The 19,745-nt window shown below is 61.6% G+C and carries 19 protein-coding genes and 2 pseudogenes; 10 read left to right on the plus strand and 11 right to left on the minus strand.

The annotated features are described in order from the left end of the window. Positions 1 to 8 precede the first annotated feature (8 nt). A pseudogene (locus AB4O25_RS23565) lies at positions 9 to 270 on the minus strand (YebG family protein). 246 nt (positions 271 to 516) lie between these two features. On the opposite strand from AB4O25_RS23565, the gene AB4O25_RS23570 reads away from it, so the two are divergent. Beyond that, positions 517 to 1,005, plus strand: a complete 489-nt coding sequence (locus tag AB4O25_RS23570) for a phosphate-starvation-inducible protein PsiE (RefSeq protein WP_017526243.1) — start codon at positions 517 to 519, stop codon at positions 1,003 to 1,005. On the opposite strand, the gene AB4O25_RS23575 is transcribed toward AB4O25_RS23570, so the two are convergent. The 3 genes from AB4O25_RS23575 to AB4O25_RS23585 all read right to left on the minus strand — a co-directional run bounded on the left by AB4O25_RS23575 (position 1,002) and on the right by AB4O25_RS23585 (position 4,324). Further along, complete coding sequence (locus tag AB4O25_RS23575) at positions 1,002 to 1,319, minus strand: DUF3509 domain-containing protein (RefSeq protein WP_017526244.1); 318 nt, start codon at positions 1,317 to 1,319, stop codon at positions 1,002 to 1,004. The genes AB4O25_RS23570 and AB4O25_RS23575 overlap by 4 nt on opposite strands. 278 nt (positions 1,320 to 1,597) lie before the next feature. After that, positions 1,598 to 2,887, minus strand: a complete 1,290-nt coding sequence (locus tag AB4O25_RS23580; protein ID WP_460150015.1) for a serine/threonine transporter — start codon at positions 2,885 to 2,887, stop codon at positions 1,598 to 1,600. A 60-nt stretch (positions 2,888 to 2,947) separates the two neighbouring features. Continuing rightward, positions 2,948 to 4,324: an L-serine ammonia-lyase gene (locus tag AB4O25_RS23585; protein ID WP_460150016.1), complete on the minus strand. Its 1,377-nt coding sequence runs from the start codon at positions 4,322 to 4,324 to the stop codon at positions 2,948 to 2,950. 137 nt (positions 4,325 to 4,461) lie between these two features. On the opposite strand from AB4O25_RS23585, the gene AB4O25_RS23590 reads away from it, so the two are divergent. Further along, positions 4,462 to 5,409: a LysR substrate-binding domain-containing protein gene (locus tag AB4O25_RS23590; RefSeq protein ID WP_017526247.1), complete on the plus strand. Its 948-nt coding sequence runs from the start codon at positions 4,462 to 4,464 to the stop codon at positions 5,407 to 5,409. Positions 5,410 to 5,621: 212 nt separating this feature from the next. Beyond that, positions 5,622 to 6,032, plus strand: coding sequence for an HPF/RaiA family ribosome-associated protein (locus tag AB4O25_RS23595; RefSeq protein ID WP_017526248.1), 411 nt, complete (start codon positions 5,622 to 5,624; stop codon positions 6,030 to 6,032). Positions 6,033 to 6,085: 53 nt separating this feature from the next. On the opposite strand, the gene AB4O25_RS23600 is transcribed toward AB4O25_RS23595, so the two are convergent. Further along, entirely contained in the window at positions 6,086 to 7,597 is a 1,512-nt protein-coding gene (locus tag AB4O25_RS23600) for an MFS transporter (RefSeq protein WP_460061451.1), read from the minus strand. A gap of 105 nt (positions 7,598 to 7,702) precedes the next feature. Here AB4O25_RS23600 and AB4O25_RS23605 point away from each other — a divergent pair, with 105 nt between their 5' ends. Continuing rightward, a complete protein-coding gene (locus tag AB4O25_RS23605) occupies positions 7,703 to 8,575 on the plus strand; it encodes a LysR family transcriptional regulator (protein ID WP_065877244.1) in 873 nt (290 codons plus the stop codon). Here the strand turns inward: AB4O25_RS23605 and fecA are convergent, their stop codons facing one another. From fecA to AB4O25_RS23620, 3 genes are all read right to left on the minus strand, one after another. Further along, the gene (gene fecA, locus AB4O25_RS23610) at positions 8,576 to 10,915 is read right to left on the minus strand and encodes a TonB-dependent Fe(3+) dicitrate receptor FecA (RefSeq protein ID WP_017526251.1); all 2,340 of its coding nucleotides are present in this window, start codon (positions 10,913 to 10,915) and stop codon (positions 8,576 to 8,578) included. A gap of 91 nt (positions 10,916 to 11,006) precedes the next feature. After that, positions 11,007 to 11,948 (minus strand): FecR domain-containing protein, encoded by a 942-nt coding sequence (locus tag AB4O25_RS23615; RefSeq protein ID WP_116078412.1) that lies wholly within the window; start codon positions 11,946 to 11,948, stop codon positions 11,007 to 11,009. After that, on the minus strand, positions 11,945 to 12,433 hold the full coding sequence (locus AB4O25_RS23620; RefSeq protein WP_017526253.1) for a sigma-70 family RNA polymerase sigma factor: 489 nt from the start codon (positions 12,431 to 12,433) through the stop codon (positions 11,945 to 11,947). Before AB4O25_RS23620 ends, AB4O25_RS23615 begins: the two co-directional genes overlap by 4 nt. A gap of 170 nt (positions 12,434 to 12,603) precedes the next feature. Between AB4O25_RS23620 and AB4O25_RS23625 the strand changes: the two genes are divergently transcribed. From AB4O25_RS23625 to AB4O25_RS23645, 5 genes and pseudogenes are all read left to right on the plus strand, one after another. Next, entirely contained in the window at positions 12,604 to 12,906 is a 303-nt protein-coding gene (locus AB4O25_RS23625) for a DUF3649 domain-containing protein (protein ID WP_017526254.1), read from the plus strand. After that, positions 12,903 to 14,477 (plus strand): PepSY-associated TM helix domain-containing protein, encoded by a 1,575-nt coding sequence (locus AB4O25_RS23630; protein ID WP_017526255.1) that lies wholly within the window; start codon positions 12,903 to 12,905, stop codon positions 14,475 to 14,477. Before AB4O25_RS23625 ends, AB4O25_RS23630 begins: the two co-directional genes overlap by 4 nt. Continuing rightward, a pseudogene (locus tag AB4O25_RS23635) lies at positions 14,478 to 14,805 on the plus strand (DUF3325 domain-containing protein). A gap of 8 nt (positions 14,806 to 14,813) precedes the next feature. Continuing rightward, complete coding sequence (locus tag AB4O25_RS23640; RefSeq protein WP_017526257.1) at positions 14,814 to 15,392, plus strand: RNA polymerase sigma factor; 579 nt, start codon at positions 14,814 to 14,816, stop codon at positions 15,390 to 15,392. Continuing rightward, positions 15,389 to 16,366 (plus strand): FecR family protein, encoded by a 978-nt coding sequence (locus tag AB4O25_RS23645; RefSeq protein ID WP_068937559.1) that lies wholly within the window; start codon positions 15,389 to 15,391, stop codon positions 16,364 to 16,366. Before AB4O25_RS23640 ends, AB4O25_RS23645 begins: the two co-directional genes overlap by 4 nt. Here the strand turns inward: AB4O25_RS23645 and AB4O25_RS23650 are convergent, their stop codons facing one another. Both AB4O25_RS23650 and yejK read right to left on the minus strand, forming a co-directional pair. Beyond that, positions 16,367 to 16,717, minus strand: coding sequence for a glutaredoxin family protein (locus AB4O25_RS23650; protein WP_116078407.1), 351 nt, complete (start codon positions 16,715 to 16,717; stop codon positions 16,367 to 16,369). Further along, positions 16,717 to 17,721, minus strand: coding sequence for a nucleoid-associated protein YejK (gene yejK / locus AB4O25_RS23655; protein WP_003171997.1), 1,005 nt, complete (start codon positions 17,719 to 17,721; stop codon positions 16,717 to 16,719). Before yejK ends, AB4O25_RS23650 begins: the two co-directional genes overlap by 1 nt. Before the next feature lie 397 nt (positions 17,722 to 18,118). Here yejK and AB4O25_RS23660 point away from each other — a divergent pair, with 397 nt between their 5' ends. Next, positions 18,119 to 18,400, plus strand: coding sequence for an HU family DNA-binding protein (locus AB4O25_RS23660; protein ID WP_003188840.1), 282 nt, complete (start codon positions 18,119 to 18,121; stop codon positions 18,398 to 18,400). 114 nt (positions 18,401 to 18,514) lie between these two features. Here AB4O25_RS23660 and rlmF read toward each other — a convergent pair whose 3' ends face one another. Next, on the minus strand, positions 18,515 to 19,534 hold the full coding sequence (gene rlmF / locus AB4O25_RS23665; RefSeq protein WP_065877240.1) for a 23S rRNA (adenine(1618)-N(6))-methyltransferase RlmF: 1,020 nt from the start codon (positions 19,532 to 19,534) through the stop codon (positions 18,515 to 18,517). Positions 19,535 to 19,745 lie beyond the last annotated feature (211 nt).

The raw sequence follows: 19,745 nt of genomic DNA on the forward strand, positions 1-19,745 counted from the left end.
TTCGGGCTTTATTCGGCCGCTGCGTTGAGCAATTCGGACAACGCGTCCGGCTGGCTCTTGAACGCCTTGGCAAATACATCGCGGTTCTTCGCCATGTAGATCCCGGCTTCCTCCACCTGCTGCTCGCTCAGGGACGGCACGGCTTTTTGCAACACTTCTGCCAGCAACTCAGCGAGTTCAAGCATTTTGTCATGACGGTCAGCTTCGGCTTTATCCATGAACAAACGCTCCAGATCTCCGGCTGCTGCGGTATACCACTTCGACGGCCATTCACCACCTCACATGCCTTCACGATAGTTGTCTTTTGCTACTACTGTATCTATATACAGCTAAGAGGATATGCCAAACGCCGGGGTTTGGATAGTAGGTTTTTAATGTAGTCGGGAAATGGTCAATCTGTGCCTCATGTCACCCCGCCATCATCTTATACCCGCCTCTGGCCTTTTTTCTGCATGCAGAACAACCGTCACGTCCAACCCGCATTATCCGGTCGAACCGACCTAAGGAAGCACCTTCGTGAAAATCAACTGGGCCGAAAAGCTGCGCCAGCAAGTCCATGGGCTGGCCGAGTCGCTGGGCAATCTGTTTGTGGAGTCGTTCCACTACCTGGCGCTGTTCGCCATTGGCGCGGTGACCGCCTGGGCGGCGGTGATGGAATTTCTGGGGATGCTGGAGAACGGGCACATCAAGATCGATGACATCTTGCTGCTGTTCATCTATCTGGAACTGGGCGCCATGGTCGGGATTTATTTCAAGACCAACCACATGCCCGTGCGTTTCCTGATCTACGTGGCCATCACCGCGCTGACGCGCCTGCTGATCTCTAACGTGTCGCACCACAACCCGCCAGACCTGGGCATCATCTACCTGTGCGGCGGCATTCTGCTGTTGGCTTTCGCGATTCTGGTGGTGCGCTATGCGTCGTCGGCGTTTCCGTCGGTGAAGGTCGAAGGCCCGCGTCGCAAGGGCGAGGCGAGCCTGGAGACGGAGAAAGGTGAGCTTTAAAGCCCGACGCTGAAGGGCAGGGTGCGGCTGGGGGGCCTTTGCAATAGTTTGTGATTGTCGCCATCCGTCATCACGGCCAGGATCTCCATCGCGCTGTGCCCCTGCTCGATGGCGATGCCGAATTGGATGCTCTGCACCAGGCGTTTGAGCCGTTGCGGGTCGTTGCGTTGTTCGGCGCTGATCATGCGCTTGGCCACCACGCCGGTGTCATCGGAAAGGGTGAGCATGATGCTGCCGTCAAGCCGTTGAATGCTCAGGTTGACCCGGTATTTTGGGCTGAAGGTGTCGGTGATGATCTGAAAAGGATTGTCCATGGTGCGTTACCGCCTGATAAGAACATGCAGTCATTGACGACCGGTGTCGGGATTAGTTCGCATTGCCTGACCACCGGCCAAAGTCCATTTCCCTCAGAAGCTCTACAGCAAGGGCCGTGCCGTATAACGCCCTATCAGACCGTGGGATGCTCATGTGGAAGGGGGCTTGCTCCCGATAACGGTGCATTGGCCAATGAATGCTTGGCTCAAAGGCCGCTATCGGGAGCAAGCCCCCTCCCATATGTGTTTTGCGTTGTGCTGGAAGTCGGTGGGCTATTTCAGGGCAGCACGGAGAAAACGATCGCAGACAGCGCAATCAAACCGATCAGCACCACAAACACATTCGATACCTGTCCAGAATACTGGCGCAAAGATGGCACTCGACGAATTGCGTACATCGGCATCAGGAACAGCAAGCACGCGATGATCGGCCCGCCCATGGTCTCGATCATGCCCAGGATGCTCGGGTTGAAAGTGGCCACGGCCCAGCAGGTGAGCACCATGAACAGTGCGGTGCTGCGCTCCAGCCATTTGGCTGACAGCGTGTGGTTGCGCCCGCGCAGGGATTTGACGACCAGGCCTTGGAAGCCTTCGCTCGCACCGATGTAATGGCCGAGGAAGGATTTGGTGATGGCCACCAGCGCGATCAGCGGTGCAGCGTAGGCGATCACCGGGGTCTGGAAGTGGTTGGCCAGGTACGACAGGATCGAAATGTTCTGGGCCTTGGCCGCCGCCAGGTCCGCTGGTGACAGCGCCAGTACGCAACTGAAGCAGAAGAACATCACCGTCAGCACCATCATGCCGTGGGCGGTGGCGAGAATACCGCTGCTTTTGCGCTCGGCCATCGGGCCGTACACGCGTTTTTGGTCGACGGCGAAGGCCGAGATGATTGGCGAATGGTTGAACGAGAACACCATCACCGGGATCGCCAGCCACAGCGTCTGAAAGAACATCGGCAGCGGCATGCCCTCCCTGGCGGAGGCGAAGAATGCGCCGTTCCAATTGGGAATCAAGCTGAATGCCAACAACAGCAGCGCCGCGACGAACGGGTAGACGAGCACGCTCATGGCCTTGACGATCACGCCCTGGCCACAGCGCACAATCGCCATCAGGCCGAGGATCAGCACCAGCGACAGGATCGCCCGGGGCGGCGGCGTCAGGTGCAGTTGGTGTTGCATAAAACTGCCGAGGGTATTGGTCAGCGCCACGCTGTACACCAGCAAAATCGGGAAGATCGCAAAGAAGTACAGCAGGGTGATCAATTTGCCCGCGCCGACGCCGAAGTGTTCTTCGACTACGTCGGTGATATCGCCGGATTTGCCTGACAACACAAAGCGCGTCAGCCCACGGTGGGCGAAGAAGGTCATCGGGAAGGCCAGCAAGGCCAGCACGATCAGCGGCCAGAAGCCGCCGACCCCGGCGTTGATCGGCAAGAACAAGGTGCCCGCGCCGATGGCGGTGCCGTAGAGGCCGAGCATCCAGGTGGTGTCGTGCGGGGTCCAGCCGGTGGTGACGGTGCTTTCTACACGTTCAGGGTTTTCGGCAGCAGGTGTACGTACATCGGTCATCGATATTGCCTCGTTATTATTTTTGCGCGGGCTCACGTTGGGGCGGTCAGGGAATGCTCCTCAGCATTCCACCCAGCTCACGGCCAGGCCGCCCCGTGAAGTTTCTTTGTATTTGTCATGCATGTCGGCGCCAGTGTCGCGCATGGTGCGGATGACCCGGTCGAGGGAAATGAAGTGTTTGCCGTCGCCGCGCAGGGCCATTTGCGTGGCGTTGATCGCCTTGACCGCCGCGATTGCGTTGCGCTCGATGCAGGGCACTTGGACCAAGCCGCCGACCGGGTCACAGGTCAGGCCGAGGTTGTGCTCCAGGCCGATTTCGGCGGCGTTTTCCAGTTGCTCGGGCGTGGCGCCGAGGATGTCGGCCAGCCCGGCGGCGGCCATGGCGCAGGCCGAACCGACTTCGCCCTGGCAGCCGACCTCGGCGCCGGAGATAGAGGCGTTTTTCTTACACAAGATGCCGACGGCGGCTGCGGCCAGGAAGAAGTTGACCACATCGTCATCGGACGCGTCGGCGTTGAACTTCATGTAGTAATGCAGCACTGCCGGGATGATCCCCGCCGCGCCATTGGTCGGCGCGGTGACCATGCGCCCGCCGGCGGCGTTCTCTTCGTTGACGGCGAGGGCGAACAGGTTGACCCACTCCATGGCTGACAAGGTCGAGGTGATGACATTGGGTTTGCCTATTTCCAACAGGCTGCGGTGCAATTTCGCCGCGCGCCGTGGCACATCCAGGCCGCCTGGCAAGATGCCTTCATCGCGCAGGCCTTGCTCCACGCATGCGCGCATCACCGACCAGATATGCAGCAGGCCGCTGCGGATTTCTTCGTCACTGCGCCAGGCGCGTTCGTTGGCCATCATCAGTTCGGAAACGCGCAGGTCATGTTTATTGCACAGGGCCAGCAGTTGCGCCGCACTGGAAAAGTCGTAGGGCAACTCCACATCGCTGGTCGGCGCGATACCGGACGCCGCTTCAGCCGCGTCGATGATGAAACCGCCGCCTACCGAGTAGTACGTTTGCTCGCTGAGCAGGCCGCTGTCGCCATAGGCGTGCAGGGACATGGCGTTGGGGTGGTAGGGCAGGCTTTCGTCCAGCAGTAGGAGATCGGTGTGCCAATCGAAGGCAATGTCTTGTGAGCCGGCCAGCAACAAGCGGCCGGACTCACGCAACCGCTGGATACGGGTGTTGATCGAAGTGGGGGCGACACGGTCCGGCCACTCGCCCATCAAGCCCATCACGCAGGCGCGGTCGGTGGCGTGGCCGACACCAGTGGCGGACAGCGAACCGTATAAGCGCACTTGCACCCGTCGGGTTTCGCTGAGCAATTGCTGATCGCCCAAGGCTTGGGCAAAGGTCGCCGCCGCCCGCATGGGGCCAACGGTATGGGAACTGGACGGGCCGATGCCCACCTTGAATAGATCGAAAACACTGATAGCCATGCTAAAGCCTTACAAGCAATGGAGTAGGAATCGCTGCCATGTTTTGTAGGACGAGCGCAATTGGCGTGATACTGAGCCTCTGGATTGGCACTGACCAACGAATTATCCTAAGACACCCTTTAGCAGGACTAAACTCTATGGCCCGCCCCCTTCATGGTCAGACCTATGTCTGGCTCCATGTGTTTTCATGCGCGGCACGGCATTTGTCGTTCACCCGTTGCGCCGAAGAACTGCACATCACACCGGGGGCGGTGAGCCAGCAAATCCGCCAGTTGGAGGAGCGCTTGGGCTTTCGACTGTTTCACCGGCGAGCCCGTGGCGTGGAACTCAGCGCCGAAGGGCAGCGGCTGGCGGCTACGGTGGGAGAGGCTTACGGCAGCATCGATGCCGAATTGCAGCGGCTGGATGCGGGCATGATCAGCGGCACCTTGCGCCTGCGTTCGATCCCTTCGTTTCTCGGCAAGTGGCTCACCCCGCGTTTACCGCGTTTACAGCAACGTTTCCCGGATATCCAACTGCGCATGGTCGCCGAGGACAGCAGCATTGCGCTGCACGAGGGCGACTTTGACCTGGCCATCGACCTGAACGACGGCAGCTACCCCGGCCTGTTATCTACCGCATTGCTGGATGAGCAGATCTTTCCTGTGTGCGCGCCGAGCTTGCTGCGGGGGCGCCCACCGCTGCATGGCCCGGCCGACCTGGTGCATTTCCCGCTGCTGCACGACATCACCGCCTGGCGTGGGAGTTATGAGTACGCCGAGTGGGAGTTTTACCTGAACGCTATCGGCTACCACGTCGCTGACGTGCGTCGCGGCCACACGTTCAACCGTAACCACCTGACCATCGAAGCCGCCATTGCCGGCATGGGTGTAGCGATTGCGCGACGCACGTTGCTTAACGATGAATTGGAACGCGGCACCTTGATCGTACCGTTCGGCCTGGCCGTGCCCAACCATAAACGCTATGTGTTGCTGTATGCGCCGGGCGCGCTGAGCCATCCGGGCGTGCGGGCGGTACATGACTGGCTGGTGGAGGAAGCGGAGATTTTTCGCGGATTGCATCCCTTGGGAGAGGGGCAATTGTGAGGTTCGCTGAGCGTAAGAAGATGTAACTAACTCCCCACCCTAACAGCGTTTCTGCTTGTCGTCAGGCTTAATTTGTAATGTAGGATTTATCTTTGCAAAGGGGTTGAATTGTTCCTGCAGGTGCTCAATTGTGTAATCAAGAGGTCATGGTTTCACCACCCCGGTGTCGCAGTTGTGACCTCTCGCGAGCTAGCTGAAATAAGGGAAGAACTATGCAAATCCAAGTCAATAGCGATAACCATATTGAAAGCAGCATCCGACTGGAGGAGTGGGTACGTACTACCATTGAGAGCACGCTCGAACGTTACGAAGAAGACCTGACCCGTGTGGAGGTCTACCTGCGGGATGAGAACGGCGACAAGCCCGGTCCCCATGATTTGAGTTGCCGCCTGGAAGCGCGGCCAAAAGGTCATCAAGCTATCTCGGTACTGCACAAGGCCGATACTCTGGAACAGGCGATCGACGGTGCGGCCACCAAGCTGGACCATGCGTTGGAACACCTGTTTGGCAAATTACAAGGCAAGCCTCGCGCTGCCGGGAAGAACCAGCCCATCAACAAAGTGAATGAAGACGCGCTGGAAGAGGAATTCCTGGAAAACGAAAACGCTGTGATCAACGGCTGATCGATTTTTAACCCTCCCTACAAACGGGCCTGCAAATGCAGGCCCGTTTTCGCTCAACGGCCGCGTCGGAAAAAATACCGGCTCAGCACTGCCAAGCCGCCGGCACCCAACCCCGCAAACAGCATGGCCCAACCGGTGCCATTGCGCAGTGCCGCCTGGGCGTCGTTGGCGTTCAGCCCCACCGAGCCCAGTTTGCCGGCGGCAATGCTTTGGCTGATGGCCGGCCAATCCATGGCGGTGCTGTCGGGTAACGTTGCGGCCAGTTGGTGGCTGATCCCCAGCAACAGCACCAGTCCCATCAGGGCGATGTTGAGCGCCAGGGTAATCAGCCGGGCACTGAGGTCGATGCCCGAGGCCATGCCCGCGCGATCCGCCGACACCGAGCCGGTGGTGGTGTTGGTGGTGGGCGAGTTGGTCAGCGCCAGGCCCACCCCGGCGATCACGCAACTGAGCAGCACCAGCCCGATACCCGGCCGTTCGGCCCCGTTGGCCGCAGCCATGGCCAAAAAGCCCGCCCCCATCAAGCCCAGCCCCAGGGGGATGACGCGTTCGGCACCGTAGCGCAGGGCCAGGCGTTCGGCCAATGGCGGCACCAGCAAGGTGGGCAAGGTGTAGGCGAGCAGGGCGCCGCCGGTGGTCAGGGTGTCGTAGCCCAGGCCCGCCTGGAAGTACAGCGGCAGGTAGATCATGAACGGCCAGAAGCTGAAGTTCATGCCGATCGAGCCCATCAACGCGCCATTGAAACGCTGGATGCGAAACACCGAAAAGTCGAACATCGGGTGCGCGCTGCGCCGTTCAACAAGGATGAACAGCACTAACCCTACTACCGCCAAACCCGCCCAGGCGAGCATGGCCGGTGTACCGAAGCCGTGTTCGCTGCCTTGGGTGATGAAGTAAACCAGGGCGAATACCGACAGCGTCAACGTGAGCATGCCGGCGATGTCCAGCCGGTGCGCGGCCGGGTCGCGGGACTCCGCCACGCTGACACGCAACAGCGCCAGGGTGAACAGGGTCAGCGGCACGTGCACCAGGAACACCCAGCGCCAGTCCGCCAGCGCCAGGATCACTGCGCCCACCATCGGCCCGAAGCCCAGGCCCACGCCGGCGATCACGCCCCAGATCGCAAATGCCCGCGCCCGTTCCGCCGGCTCGCGAAACAGGTGCGACAGAATGGCGAACTGGCAGATCATCATTGCGCCGCCGCCGATACCCTGTACAAACCGCGCCACGATCAGCGTGACGGCCGAATCGGCCAGCCCGCATGCCAGCGAGGCCAGCCCAAATACCCACAGGCACAGCACCAGCATGCGCCGCCGGCCAAAGCGGTCGGCCAGCGTACCCGCCGCCATCAGCACGCTGGTGCAGGCCAGGGTGTAGGCGTTCATGATCCACTGGGCGTCCTGAAAGCCCGTGCCCAGTTGTTGCTCCAGGGTGGGCAGGATCACCGGCACGCTGGAGATCTCCAGGCCGAACATCAGGGCCACCAGGCACACGGCGGTGAGGGCGAGATTATTCCTGGCGGTGCTTGGGGCGCGGGAGGTCGATAACGTCGTGGCGGGTGGCATGGGATTCTCCTTTCGATAGTGGGTCGGTTTATTCTCAGGGGAATCTTTTTCTTTATTTGTGATAAGTTTTCCGCGTATAGGGGAATATTGGATGACAAATAAAGCATGGCCACTGCGCGTTTTGATGGCGTTGAACTCTTTTTGCACATCGTCGAAAGCGGCAACCTGACCGAGGCCGCCGAGCGGCTGAACCTCACGCGCTCGGCGGTGGGTAAAGGCTTGGCGCGGTTGGAGGCGCGGTTGGGCACATGCCTGTTGCAGCGTTCTACCCGTCGCCAACGCTTGACCGAAGACGGGCAGGCTTATTACGAGCATTGCTTGCGCGCACTGGCGGAACTCGAGGCGGCCGAATCGGTGTTGGAAAGCGGTCGGCAACAGCCGCGCGGGCGTTTGCGGGTGAGTTTGCCGCTGGCCTTCGGGCATCACTATGCGGCGCCCGCGTTGTGGGGCTTGATGGATCGCTACCCAGCCTTGGAGATCGAAATTTGCTTCGCCGACCGGCTGGTGGACTTGGCGCAGGAGGGCTTCGACGTCGCCGTGCGGATCGGCCCGCTGCCCGACACCGACCGCCTGAGCGCACGGCGCCTGGGGGAACAATCGGTGTGCCTGGCGGCGGCACCGGCGTATATGCAGCGCGTCGGTCCGATTGAGTCCATCGAAGACCTCGCCGCCCATCGCGGCATCGCCTACCGTTACAACACACCGCACCGTTCCCGCGTGGCTTCGCCGTTGCTGGTGGACGATTTGCAGGCCGTGGCCGACGCCGCCATCGCGGGTGTCGGCCTGGCCTGGCTGCCGAGTTGGCTGGTTGCCCATTATGTGCTGCGCGGGCAGTTGGAAGCGGTGCTGCCCGGTTACCGCGAGCAGCCGTCACCCATTCATGTGATCTGGCCGACTGCGACGCATATGCCGGCCAAGACGCGCTGTGCGATCGACGCGCTGGTGGCGGCCACGCCCAGTTGCCTGGCGGGTAGTTGATCAGAACGCAATGGACGTCTGCACATACACCGTGCGCGGCTCACCCACATATTTACCCTTGTTGTTGTCATCGAACGAGCGCGTGAAGTACTGCTTGTTGAAGATGTTTTTCACCCCCACCGCCACATTCAAATCCGACAGTTGCGGGCCGAAGTCATAGGCCGCGCGGCTGCTGAACAGCATGTAGCCGGGGATGCGCCCGTTGGCGCCGTCTGCGCTTTCGGCCTGGGTATTGGCGTTGTCGGCGAACTGGCTGCTCTGGTAGCTGCTGTCCAGGTTGAGCTTCCAGCGGCCTTCGGTGTAGCCCATGCCGAGAGTGCCTTTGTGCTTGGACGAGAAGGGCACGCGGTTGCCTTTGTTCGGGCCGTCTTCACGGATGGTGGCGTCGACATAGGCGTAGGTGGCATACACATCGAAGCCGGCCAGCGCCGGGCTCAAGCCGTCCAACGCATAGTTGACGCTGGTCTCGATGCCTTGGTGGCGGGTTTCGCCACGGGCGATCACCGAGTCGTTGGTCTGGTTGCTTTCGTACTGGTTGTCGAAGTTGATCAGGAACGCACCGATTTCCGCGCGCAGGCTGCCGTTGTCATAGCGCGTGCCCAGTTCCCAGGTGCGGGCTTTTTCCGGTTTCACTTCGCCGCTGGTCACGCGGTTGGGCATCTGGCTGTACTGCACGCTGCCAAATGAGCCTTCGGTATTGGCGTAGAGGTTCCACTCGTCGGTCAGGTGATACAGCACGTTCAACGCCGGCAGGGCGGTGTTGTAGTCACCCTTGTATTTCACGTTGGTAAGGTTGTTGGTCTGCTGGGACTCGATCACCTCGTAGCGAATGCCCGGTGTGAGGGTCCACTTGCCGATATCGATGCGGTCGTCGATGAAGAACGCATTGGCTTCGGTACCGCCGCGTGTGTCGCGGTCGTTGCGGCTGTTGGTGGTGGGGATTTGCTGGTTGTTGGCCGAAATCGGCGTGCGGTAACGCAGTTCGTGGCCGGCCTCGTTGATGTAGCGGTAGCCTACGCCCACTTCATGGCTGGTGGGGCCCAGGTCGAAGCCTTGGGCGAAGCGGGTTTCCAGGCCGCGCACCCAATATTCACGCGGCGACAGCGAGAGGAACGTGCCCTGGTCCAGGTAGCCGCTGCGCAGGGTCTTGGTGAAGAAGCTGTTGACGGTGAATTCACGGCGATCCTGTTCGTAGCGATAGCCCACGTTGAACATCGTACGGCGGCCCCAGAATTTGTCGTAGGGGCGGGTGGACTGGTACGGGTCGGCCTTGTAGTCCGCCACGTTCAAGCCGCCGGGCATATCCGCCTGGCCTTCGTAGTACTGCGCCATGGCGTTGAAGCTGTTGGCGTCGTCAAGTTGGTACTTGCCCTTGAGGATCAGGTCGTCGATTTGTGTATCGCTGCGCTCGCGCCAGTCGCCGCCACGGGTGCCGGAATATAGAATCGCGCCGCCCAGGCCGTTGTCGGCAGTGCCGCCGGCCAGCAGGTTGCCGGTGGTCTTGAAACCGTCGTGGCTGGACGACGGGCTGGTCTCGGTCTGCAAGCCGCCTTTGACGGTGGGCGCATCCGGGATCGCGCGGGTCACGAAATTGACCACGCCGCCGACGTTCTGCGGGCCGTAGCGCACGGCGCCGCCACCGCGCACCACGTCCACCGCGTCCATGTTGCCCATGCTGATCGGCGCGAACGACAGTTGTGGCTGGCCGTACGGCGCAAAGGGCACCGGGATGCCGTCCATCAGCACTGTAGAGCGCGACGCCAGGCGCGGGTTGAGGCCGCGAATGCCGAAGTTCAGCGCCATGTCATGGCTGCCGGTGCCGTTGTTGTCCGGCGCGTTGACGCCGGGGATGCGGTTGAGCACGTCCTTGGCCTGGGTGGCGCCTTGGCGTTCGAATTCTTCGCGGCGGATCACGTCGCGGGCGCCGGGGTGTTCGAACACGTTGGTTTGCGCCGCATCGCCGAGCCAGTCGCCGACCACGCTGGAGGTTGCCAGTTCGACGCTCGCCGGTGCGTTCGCAGGTTGCAGGCTGAAGGCGTTGTCACCTTCGGCACGGGCTTGCAGGCCGGTGCCTTCCAACAATTTTTGCAGGCCTTCGGCGGCGCTGTAATTGCCGGACAGACCACGGCTCTGCATGCCGGCCGTGAGGTCGGAACCGAAGGAAATCAGCACGCCGGCTTCGCGGCCAAACTGGTTCAGCGCTGCCTCAAGCGAGCTTGGGGCGATGTGATACGGCTTGGCGTCGACGGCCATCACACAAGGCAAGACTGTGAAACTGAGGCTGGCGCCCAGGAACAGTTGGCGCAAGGTGCGGGCGATGAGGGTCGGCTGCTGGGGCATGAGGAGCGGTCCTGAGAAGGAAGGTTCAAGGTGGCTTTCCTTCTCTGTCACGCGAGGCGGGGAAAACGGCTCACCGTTTTTTAAATTAATTTCAGGCGCGTGCCTGGACGGTCACCCAATAGCGGGTAAAGCGCCGCACTTTTACCGGCAGGCTGACTTCCAGCAGGTCGAGGATGCGCTCGCTGTTGTCCAGCGGGTAACTGCCGGAGATCAGCAGGTCGGCAACTTGCGGGTCGCAATTGACCTGGCCGCGACGGTAGCGGCCCAGTTCCGCCAGGAAGTCTTGCAGGCGCATATGCGCGGCCACCAGCATGCCGTCGGCCCAGGCGCCGCTGTTGGCGTCGGTTGGGCGTGGGGTGTCCCAGCCCTTGCGAGTGAAGTTGACCTGGCGCGAGGCTTGCACCGTGAGCGGCAGGCCGCTGTAGCTGTTGGGCAGCACCTCGACCTGACCGTCGAGTACCGCCAGTTGGGTGTGGTCATTGAATTGGCGCACGTTCAGGCGTGCCGCCTGGCTGGTGAGCAGGCCCTGGCCGGTGAGTACGTGCAGCGGCGCATTGCCGGCGATGCCGCTCAACATGATCTCGCCTTCGAGCAGGCGGATCAGGCGCTGCTGACCGTCGACATGCACATCCACGGCGCTGCCGGTGTTGAGTTGCAATTGGCTGCCGTCGGCCAATTGCACCTTGCGCCGCTGGCCCACCGGGCTGCGGTAATCGGCGCTCAGCGGTGGCAGGATATGTTGCTGACGCAGGCTCCAGGCCGCGGCCGAGCCGGCGCCGAGGATGAGCAGCAGCTTGAGCGCCTGGCGCCGGCCGGTTGAAGTGGACGCGTTCAGCGCGGCATGCGCCAGGGGCGAGGGCATGCCGCGCAGGCGTTGGTTGACGTGCTGGATATGATCCCACGCGCGCTGGTGTTCGCTGTGGGCGTTCAGCCAGCGCTGCCAGGCCGCTTGCTGGCGCGGGTTGAGGGCGCCTTGCTGCATTTCCATCAGCCAATGCACGGCTTGTTCGGCGACCTGGTTCGAGACATTCATAGGGCAAAGTAGCAGCGCAGGGCGGCTTTATGCAGGTGGCGTTTGACGGTGGCGATGGAAATGCCCAGCTCGGCGCCGATTTGCGCGTAAGTCAGGCCATCGAGTTGGGCCAGCAGGAAGGCGCGTTTGACCTGGACGGGCAGGCCGTCAAGCAGTTGGTCAAGCTCAACCAGGGTTTGCAGGATGATCGCGCGTTCTTCTTCCGACGGTGCCACGTGCTCGGGCATCTGCGCCAGGGCGTCGAGGTAGGCGCGTTCCAGGTCCTGGCGGCGATAGAAGTTGAACAGCACGCGCTTGGCGACCGTGGTGAGAAACGCGCGCGGTTCGATCAACGTAGGGGCTTCGCGGGCGCTGAGCACGCGGATGAAGGTGTCTTGCGCCAGGTCGGCGGCACTTTCCGGGCAGCCGAGTTTGCGTCGCAACCAGCCTGTGAGCCAGTGGTGATGGTCGTTGTACAGGACTTCGACGGTGTTGGACGGGCTCAACGGGAACACTCCACAAGCCTCGACAAGCGTTAGAGAACAAGAATTGTTCGCATTGTAGGGCGCAAGACACGGTTCGGCAATCGGCCTGGGCAGGTGATTCATCCGTTCTTTTTTGCTTATGAGAATATTTATCATTAATATCGCGCACTGACGAACCTGGCGCCTCCCGCATGAAAAGCAAACCCTCACTGCCGCTTGCCTACCGCTTCGCCGTTACCTCGCGCGTGCTGGCCGCTGTCATCGGCGGTTACCTGATGGCGTCCCTGGCCAGTATCTGCCTGGCTCTGTGGCTGCCCACTTCCCGTGCGGATGCGGTAATCACCGGCATGTTGAGTTCCTTTGTGTTCTATCTGCTGGCGATGTTGTGGTGCTTTGCCTGCCGCACCGCGTGGCGCGCCTGGTTGGGTGTGATGCTGCCGAGCGCGGCGTTTGCGACGCTGGCTGGAGTAGGTTTTTGGATGACGCGCACATGAAAGAGGGATTTCGCCAGGCCATGGCCTGGTTGCACACCTGGGCTGGATTGGTCTTCGGCTGGCTGCTGTTTGCGATTTTCCTGACGGGCACCCTTTCCTATTTCAAGGATGAGATCAGTCACTGGATGCAACCCGAAGTGCAGGCCCATGCAGTGGACGATGCGCGCAGCCTCGGCGTCGCGCAAAACTACCTGCAGCACGTTGCGCCCGACGCCGCCCGCTGGATCATCACCTTGCCCAATAGCCGCGACCCTGGGCTCTTGGTGATGTGGCAAGACAAGCTCGACCCCGGCAAACGCGGCAATTTCAATCAAAAGACCCTTGATCCAACCAATGCGCAAGCCGTAGAGGCCCGTGACAGCATGGGCGGCGAGTTTTTCTACCGCTTCCACTTCCAGTTGCAAATGCCGCACCCGTGGGGCCGCTGGTTGTCGACGTTCGCGGCGATGGTGATGTTCCTCGCACTGATCACCGGCATCATCACCCACAAGAAGATTTTCAAGGACTTCTTCACCTTCCGCCCCCGCAAAGGCCAGCGCTCCTGGCTCGACGGGCATAACGCGGTGGGGGTGCTGGTGCTGCCGTTCCACCTGATGATCACCTACAGCAGCTTGGTGATCTTCATGACCATGGTGATGCCGGCGCCGATCCTGGCTTCCTATGGCGGTGATGCCCGTGCCTTCTTCAATGAGGTGTTCCCGGCCAGCAACAATGCGCCGGCCCAGGGTGTGCCGGGCAAGTTGCTGCCGCTGCCGGCGCTGTACGAGCAAGCGCGGGCGCAGTGGGCGGGCGGGCATGTCGGGCGTATCGCGGTGAATAATCCCAGTGATGTGAACGCGTCGGTCAATATGTTCCGCGCAGGTTCCGACAAGGTGGTGCATGACTTCGGCAGTGTCGTGCAATTCAACGGCACCACCGGTGAACTGTTGCAGGTCAGCGACGAGCAGTCGCTGCCGACGCTCGTCGCCGGCGGTTTCTTCGGCCTGCACATGGGGCATTTCGCCGGCCCGGTATTGCGCTGGTTGTACTTTATCTGCGGCTTGGCGGGCACGGCGATGATCGGCACCGGGCTGGTGATATGGCTGGGCAAGCGCCAGCTCAAGCACGCCAAGACGGCCGTGATGCCATTTGAATTGCGGCTGGTGGAAGTGCTGAACATTGCCAGCATGTCCGGCTTGTTGATCGCCATCGCGGCATTCTTTTGGGCCAACCGCCTGCTGCCGGTGAGCTTCGCCGAGCGTTCCGGTTGGGAGGTGCAGACCTTCTTTATCGCCTGGGGCCTGAGCCTGTTGCACGCGGTCCTGCGTCGTGGTCGTCAGGCCTGGGTGGAACAGTTGGGCTTCGCCGCGCTGCTGTTTATGGCCGTACCGCTGCTCAATGCACTCACTACATCCCAACATTTGGGTGTGTCCCTGGTCCGGGGCGACTGGGCCATGGCCGGCTTCGACCTGACCTGCCTGGCCAGCGGCGCATTCCTCGCCTGGGCGGCCTGGAAGATGCAACGCCGCACGGTGCCGCAGCCCAAGGCGCAACGGCCGCGCCCGCTGCACCTCAAGCAGGAGGCGAACTGAATGTTGCTCGCGCTCTTGATGTGTTACGCGGGGTTCACCGCGTTGTGCCTGGCCACAGACCGCCATCACGGCGAACTGCTCCACAGCAAGCCGTCGCCGCGTCGGCGCCAGGGGTTGCGCCTGGCGGGGGTGGGCGCTGCTGGCCATTGCGATCTGGCCCGCCGTGAGCGCCGACGGTTGGGCACTGGGCCTGGTGGAGTGGTGCGCGGTGCTGATGCTCAGCGCGCTGCTGCTGGTGCTGTTGTTGCCTTATCGGCCAAGGCTGGCCTTGATCCTGGCGGGCGTCGGCCTGCTGGTCAGCCCCGTTGCGGCCTTCGCCGCCCTCTGAGCCCTGCCATGATGATCAGCCCCCCATCCGAACCCCAGGACAGCCCGCAGGCTGACGTGGCGGGCGGGCGTGCGCATTTCTTGCAGGTGTTTTTGTCGCAGCGCTCGCAGATGGAAGCCCTGGTCAGCCGGCGCGTGGGCTGTCGCGCCACGGCGGCCGACCTGGTGCAGGACCTGTTCCTGCGCTTCTGGCGCCGCCCGCTGGTGCAGGTCGAAGAACTCAGCACCTACCTGCTGCGCTGCGCCGGCAATATCGCCATCGACCACCTGCGCAGCGAAGGCGCCCGCGTGCGCAGCAGCGAAGGCTGGTTACCCGAGCAGCAGGATCACCAGGGCTGCGAACCCCAGGCCGCGCTGGAGGCGGGCAACGATTTGCGCCATGTTGAGGCCGCCTTGCGCAGCCTGCCCGAGCGCACTCGCCAGATTTTCCTGCTCAACCGTATCCACGGGCGCAAGTACGCGCAAATCGCCAAGGCCATGGGCCTGTCCCAAAGTGCCGTGGAAAAACATATGATGCGTGCCCTCGAAGCCTGCAAGGCCAGCCTTCGTGAACCATCGCCCCCACGTACGCCAGGGAAAGCACCGTGAACGTCACCCCGACGCCCGACCAGGAACACGCCGCCCTGGCCTGGCTGAGCCTGTTGCATGACCAGCCCAGCAGTGGCGACCAGGCAACGTTCAACCGCTGGCTGCGTGCCGACCCCGCCCACGTCGAGGCTTACGCCCAGGCCCAGGTGGCGTGGGAATTGAGCGAAGTGCCCGCGCTTAAACTGGCGGGCGAAGACGCCCTGGCGCTGCAGGGCTATCTCAACGCGATGCATACCTCCAAGCGCTCGCGTGTAATGCGCTGGTCCGGCGCCCTGGCCCTGGCCGCCTGCCTGCTGCTGATGGTGTCGATGGGTGCCGGTTGGCAGCTGTCGCGTTGGGTCGATGACTTTGGCGCCGATTACGTCACGGCGGTCGGGGAGGTGAAAACCGTCACCCTGGCGGATAAATCCCAAGTCACCCTCGACGCCGACAGCGCGATTGCCGTGGATTTCACCCATGGCGAGCGGCATATCCAACTGCGTCGCGGCGCCGGTTTTTTCCGCGTGGCGCATACCGGCCAGTCGTTTGTGGTGGAGGCGGGCAGCGGCGAAGCACGAGTGCTCGGCACGCAGTTTGAAGTGCGCTTGCAACCGGCGGGGGCTGAGGTGACGGTGTTGTCCGGTCGGGTCGGCGTTACGCCGTCCAAACAGGGCCGGCAGCAGATTCTTACGGCAGGCCAGCACGTCGCCTACGCCGATGGCATGGCTGAGCCCCCGCAGGCGGTGGACAGCGAATCGCGCCTGGCCTGGCGCGAAGGTTGGCTCAATTATTACAAGGCGCCGCTGGCTGATGTGATCAAGGACCTGGCGCGCTACTACCCTGGGCGCATCCTGCTGCTCAACGAAGAGATGGGCGCCAGGCGCGTCAGCGGCAGCTTCCCGAGCAAAGACCCGCAAGCGGTGCTTAATGCGTTGCAGGCGGTGCTGGGGTTTGAGCAGCACAACGTGCTGGGGCGGATGATCGTGGTGCGCTGATCACTTCAGCGCCGCCATGATCGCATCTGGGTTGTAATCGCGAATCAGCGTGCCATTGACGTCCACAAACGGAATCCCGCCGCCGCCCAGCGCCTCGTACGCCTTGCGCGCCGAGGCGTCTTTCTCGATATCGAATGCCTTGTACGCAATGCCTTTCTGATCGAGGAAGCGGCGGATCTGTTTGCAGTAACCGCACCACTCGGTAGCGTAGAGCACCACGCGCGCCGAAGCCCGCACCTGCTCCGACGCCACCTGCGACGGGTTGAACAGCCGCTCGAACTTGCCCCAGTTCTGGATCGCCACCACCACCAGTAACACCAACAGGACTTTCTTGAATACGGTGCCCAGCATCAATTACGGCGCTTGAGCTGGTCGGTCAGTTGGGTCGGCAGGCCCTTGATGATCAAGGTGCCGGCGGCTTCGTCGTATTCGATCTTGTCGCCCAGCAGGTGCGCTTCAAAACTGATCGACAGGCCCTCGGCGCGGCCGGTGAAGCGGCGGAACTGGTTGAGGGTGCGCTTATCGGCGGGGATTTCCGGCGAGAGGCCGTAGTCCTTGTTGCGGATGTGGTCGTAAAACGCTTTAGGCCGATCTTCATCGATCAACCCCGAGAGTTCTTCCAGGCCCATGGGTTCGCCGAGCTTGGCCTGGCTGCTGGCGTAGTCCACCAGGGTCTTGGTTTTTTCGCGCGCGGACTCGTCCGGCAGGTCTTCGCTTTCAACGAAGTCACTGAAGGCCTTGAGCAGGGTGCGCGTCTCGCCCGGGCCGTCGACACCTTCCTGGCAGCCGATAAAGTCACGGAAGTACTCCGAGACCTTCTTGCCGTTCTTGCCCTTGATAAACGAAATGTACTGCTTGGACTGTTTGTTGTTCTGCCACTCGGACACGTTGATCCGCGCCGCCAGGTGCAGTTGGCCCAGGTCCAGGTGACGGGACGGGGTCACGTCCAGCTCATCGGTCACCGCCACGCCTTCGCTATGGTGCAGCAGGGCGATGGCCAGGTAGTCGGTCATGCCTTGCTGGTAATGGGCAAACAGCACGTGGCCGCCGGTGGAAAGGTTGGACTCTTCCATCAGCTTTTGCAGGTGCTCGACCGCCGTGCGGCTGAAGGTGGTGAAGTCCTGGCCACCGTCGAAATACTCCTTCAACCAACCGCTGAACGGGTGCGCGCCGGACTCGGCATGGAAGAACCCCCAGGCCTTGCCTTGTTTGGCGTTGTAGCTCTCGTTGAGGTCGGCGAGCATGTTCTCGATGGCCGCCGATTCGGACAGCTCCGAATCACGGGCGTGGAGAACTGCGGGTGTGCCGTCGGGTTTTTTGTCGATCAGGTGGACGATGCAATGACGGATCGGCATAGGCTTCTCGGCTGGTTGAAGGGGAGCGTCTGGCCTCCCCGAAAAGTCGCCCAGTGTACCGCACCCATTGGCCAAGACACGCGTCGAAGGCGGTTTTGACCGCTGTCCGACCGGGCATATGCCTTTTTTTCACGGTTTAGAGCGATAAAGCTGACCAAATGGGTAGGTAGAGGCGGATATTTCCCCGTCTCTGTGCTAGTTTTGCCCCGTCTTACGCCATGTCTCGGCGTTAAGCGTGCATTCAGCATCTGTCAGGTCGAACCAATCCCCGTTTCAAGCATCTATAACCCCGATCTTCGAGGTTATAAGCCTGGGGTGCCAGGCCTAGACGGTCGGGCTCGACGGCTGACACTGCACTCTGCAATCCATATGAATTTGATAGGGAAGGAACACCACAATGGCTATTACTAAAGACCAACTGATCGCTGACCTGGCTGAAGCAGTAGACGCACCGAAAACTACCGTGCGCGCTCTGCTGGACCAACTGAGCCAAGTTGTTGCTGATCAGCTGGAAAACGGCGGCGAAATCACTCTGCCAGGCGTTGGCAAACTGAAAGTGACCGAGCGTCCTGCCCGTACTGGCCGTAACCCTTCGACTGGCGCTGCCATCGAAATCGCTGCCAAGAAAGTTATCAAGCTGGTTGTGGCCAAAGGCCTGACCGACGCTGTTAACAAGTAAGACGCAGCAAAAAAAACCGTGCTCCGGAGCGATCCGGGCACGGTTTTTTGTTGCCTGCGATTTTATCGGGGTAGCTGGCTCATGGTGGTGAGCAAGCTCCCTTACACCACTGGCTTAGTCACGCACCCAGCGCTGGCGCCAGATCTGCTGTTCGTTCTTGGTCTGGAAGGTCCAGGCCACGAAGCGGCTTTGCTTTTGCCCCTGGGACATCTCCACCACCTGGCTTTCCAGCACGCCGGCTTTTTTCAGGGCGGTCTCGATCGCAGGCAAGTTCGACGCTTTGGACACCAGGGTACTGAACCACAACACCTTGTGGGCAAAGTGCGCGCTCTCGGCGATCAACTGCGTCACAAAGCGTGCTTCGCCGCCTTCGCACCACAGTTCAGCCGATTGGCCGCCGAAGTTCAGCACCGGCAATTTACGCTTGGGGTCGGCCTTGCCCAGGGCGCGCCATTTACGCTCGCTGCCTTTGGTGGCTTCGTCCATGGACGCATGGAAGGGCGGGTTGCACATCGTCAGGTCAAAGCGTTCGCCCGGCTCCAGCAGGCCCAACAGAATCTGCTTGGGGTTGGGCTGCTGGCGCAACTGGATGACCTTGCTCAGGTCATTGGACTGCACGATGGCCTTGGCGGCGGACACGGCGATCGGGTCGACCTCCGAGCCGAGGAAATTCCAGCGGTATTCCATGTAGCCAATCAGCGGATAGACGCAGTTGGCGCCCATGCCGATGTCCAGCACCTTGACGATTGAGCCGCGCGGGATCTTGCCGTCATTGGTACTTGCCAGCAGGTCGGCGAGGAAGTGCACGTAGTCGGCACGCCCCGGCACCGGCGGGCACAGGTAGTCCTGCGGGATGTCCCAGTGCTGGATGCCATAGAAAGCCTTGAGCAACGCCCGGTTGAACACGCGCACCGCATCCGGGCTGGCGAAGTCGATGCTCTCCTTGCCATAGGGGTTGAGGATCACATACTGCGCCAGTTCCGGCGTGGTCTTGATCAGCGCCGGGAAGTCGTAACGGCCAGTGTGACGGTTGCGCGGATGCAGGGTAGCCTCTTTGCGCGGTACCACGGGCTTGGCCGTGGCGGCGGTTTTAGGTTTCTTGCGCGGAGGTTTTGGCGTGCTGGGGGCGGTCATGATGATTCTGGTGTTGGCTCAAAGTGGTGGGCATTGTCACACATTCCTGAGATCAACTCGTTCAAATGTGGGAGGGGGCTTGTTCCCGATAGCCGTCTATCAGTCAATACATGTCTGGCTGGCAGACCGCCATCGGGGGCAAGCCCCCTCCCACATTGACCGCGTTGACGGCAGTAGGTGGGAATATCCAGGCAAAAAAAGAGACCCGAAG

This window comes from Pseudomonas sp. S3_A03 (assembly GCF_054668275.1).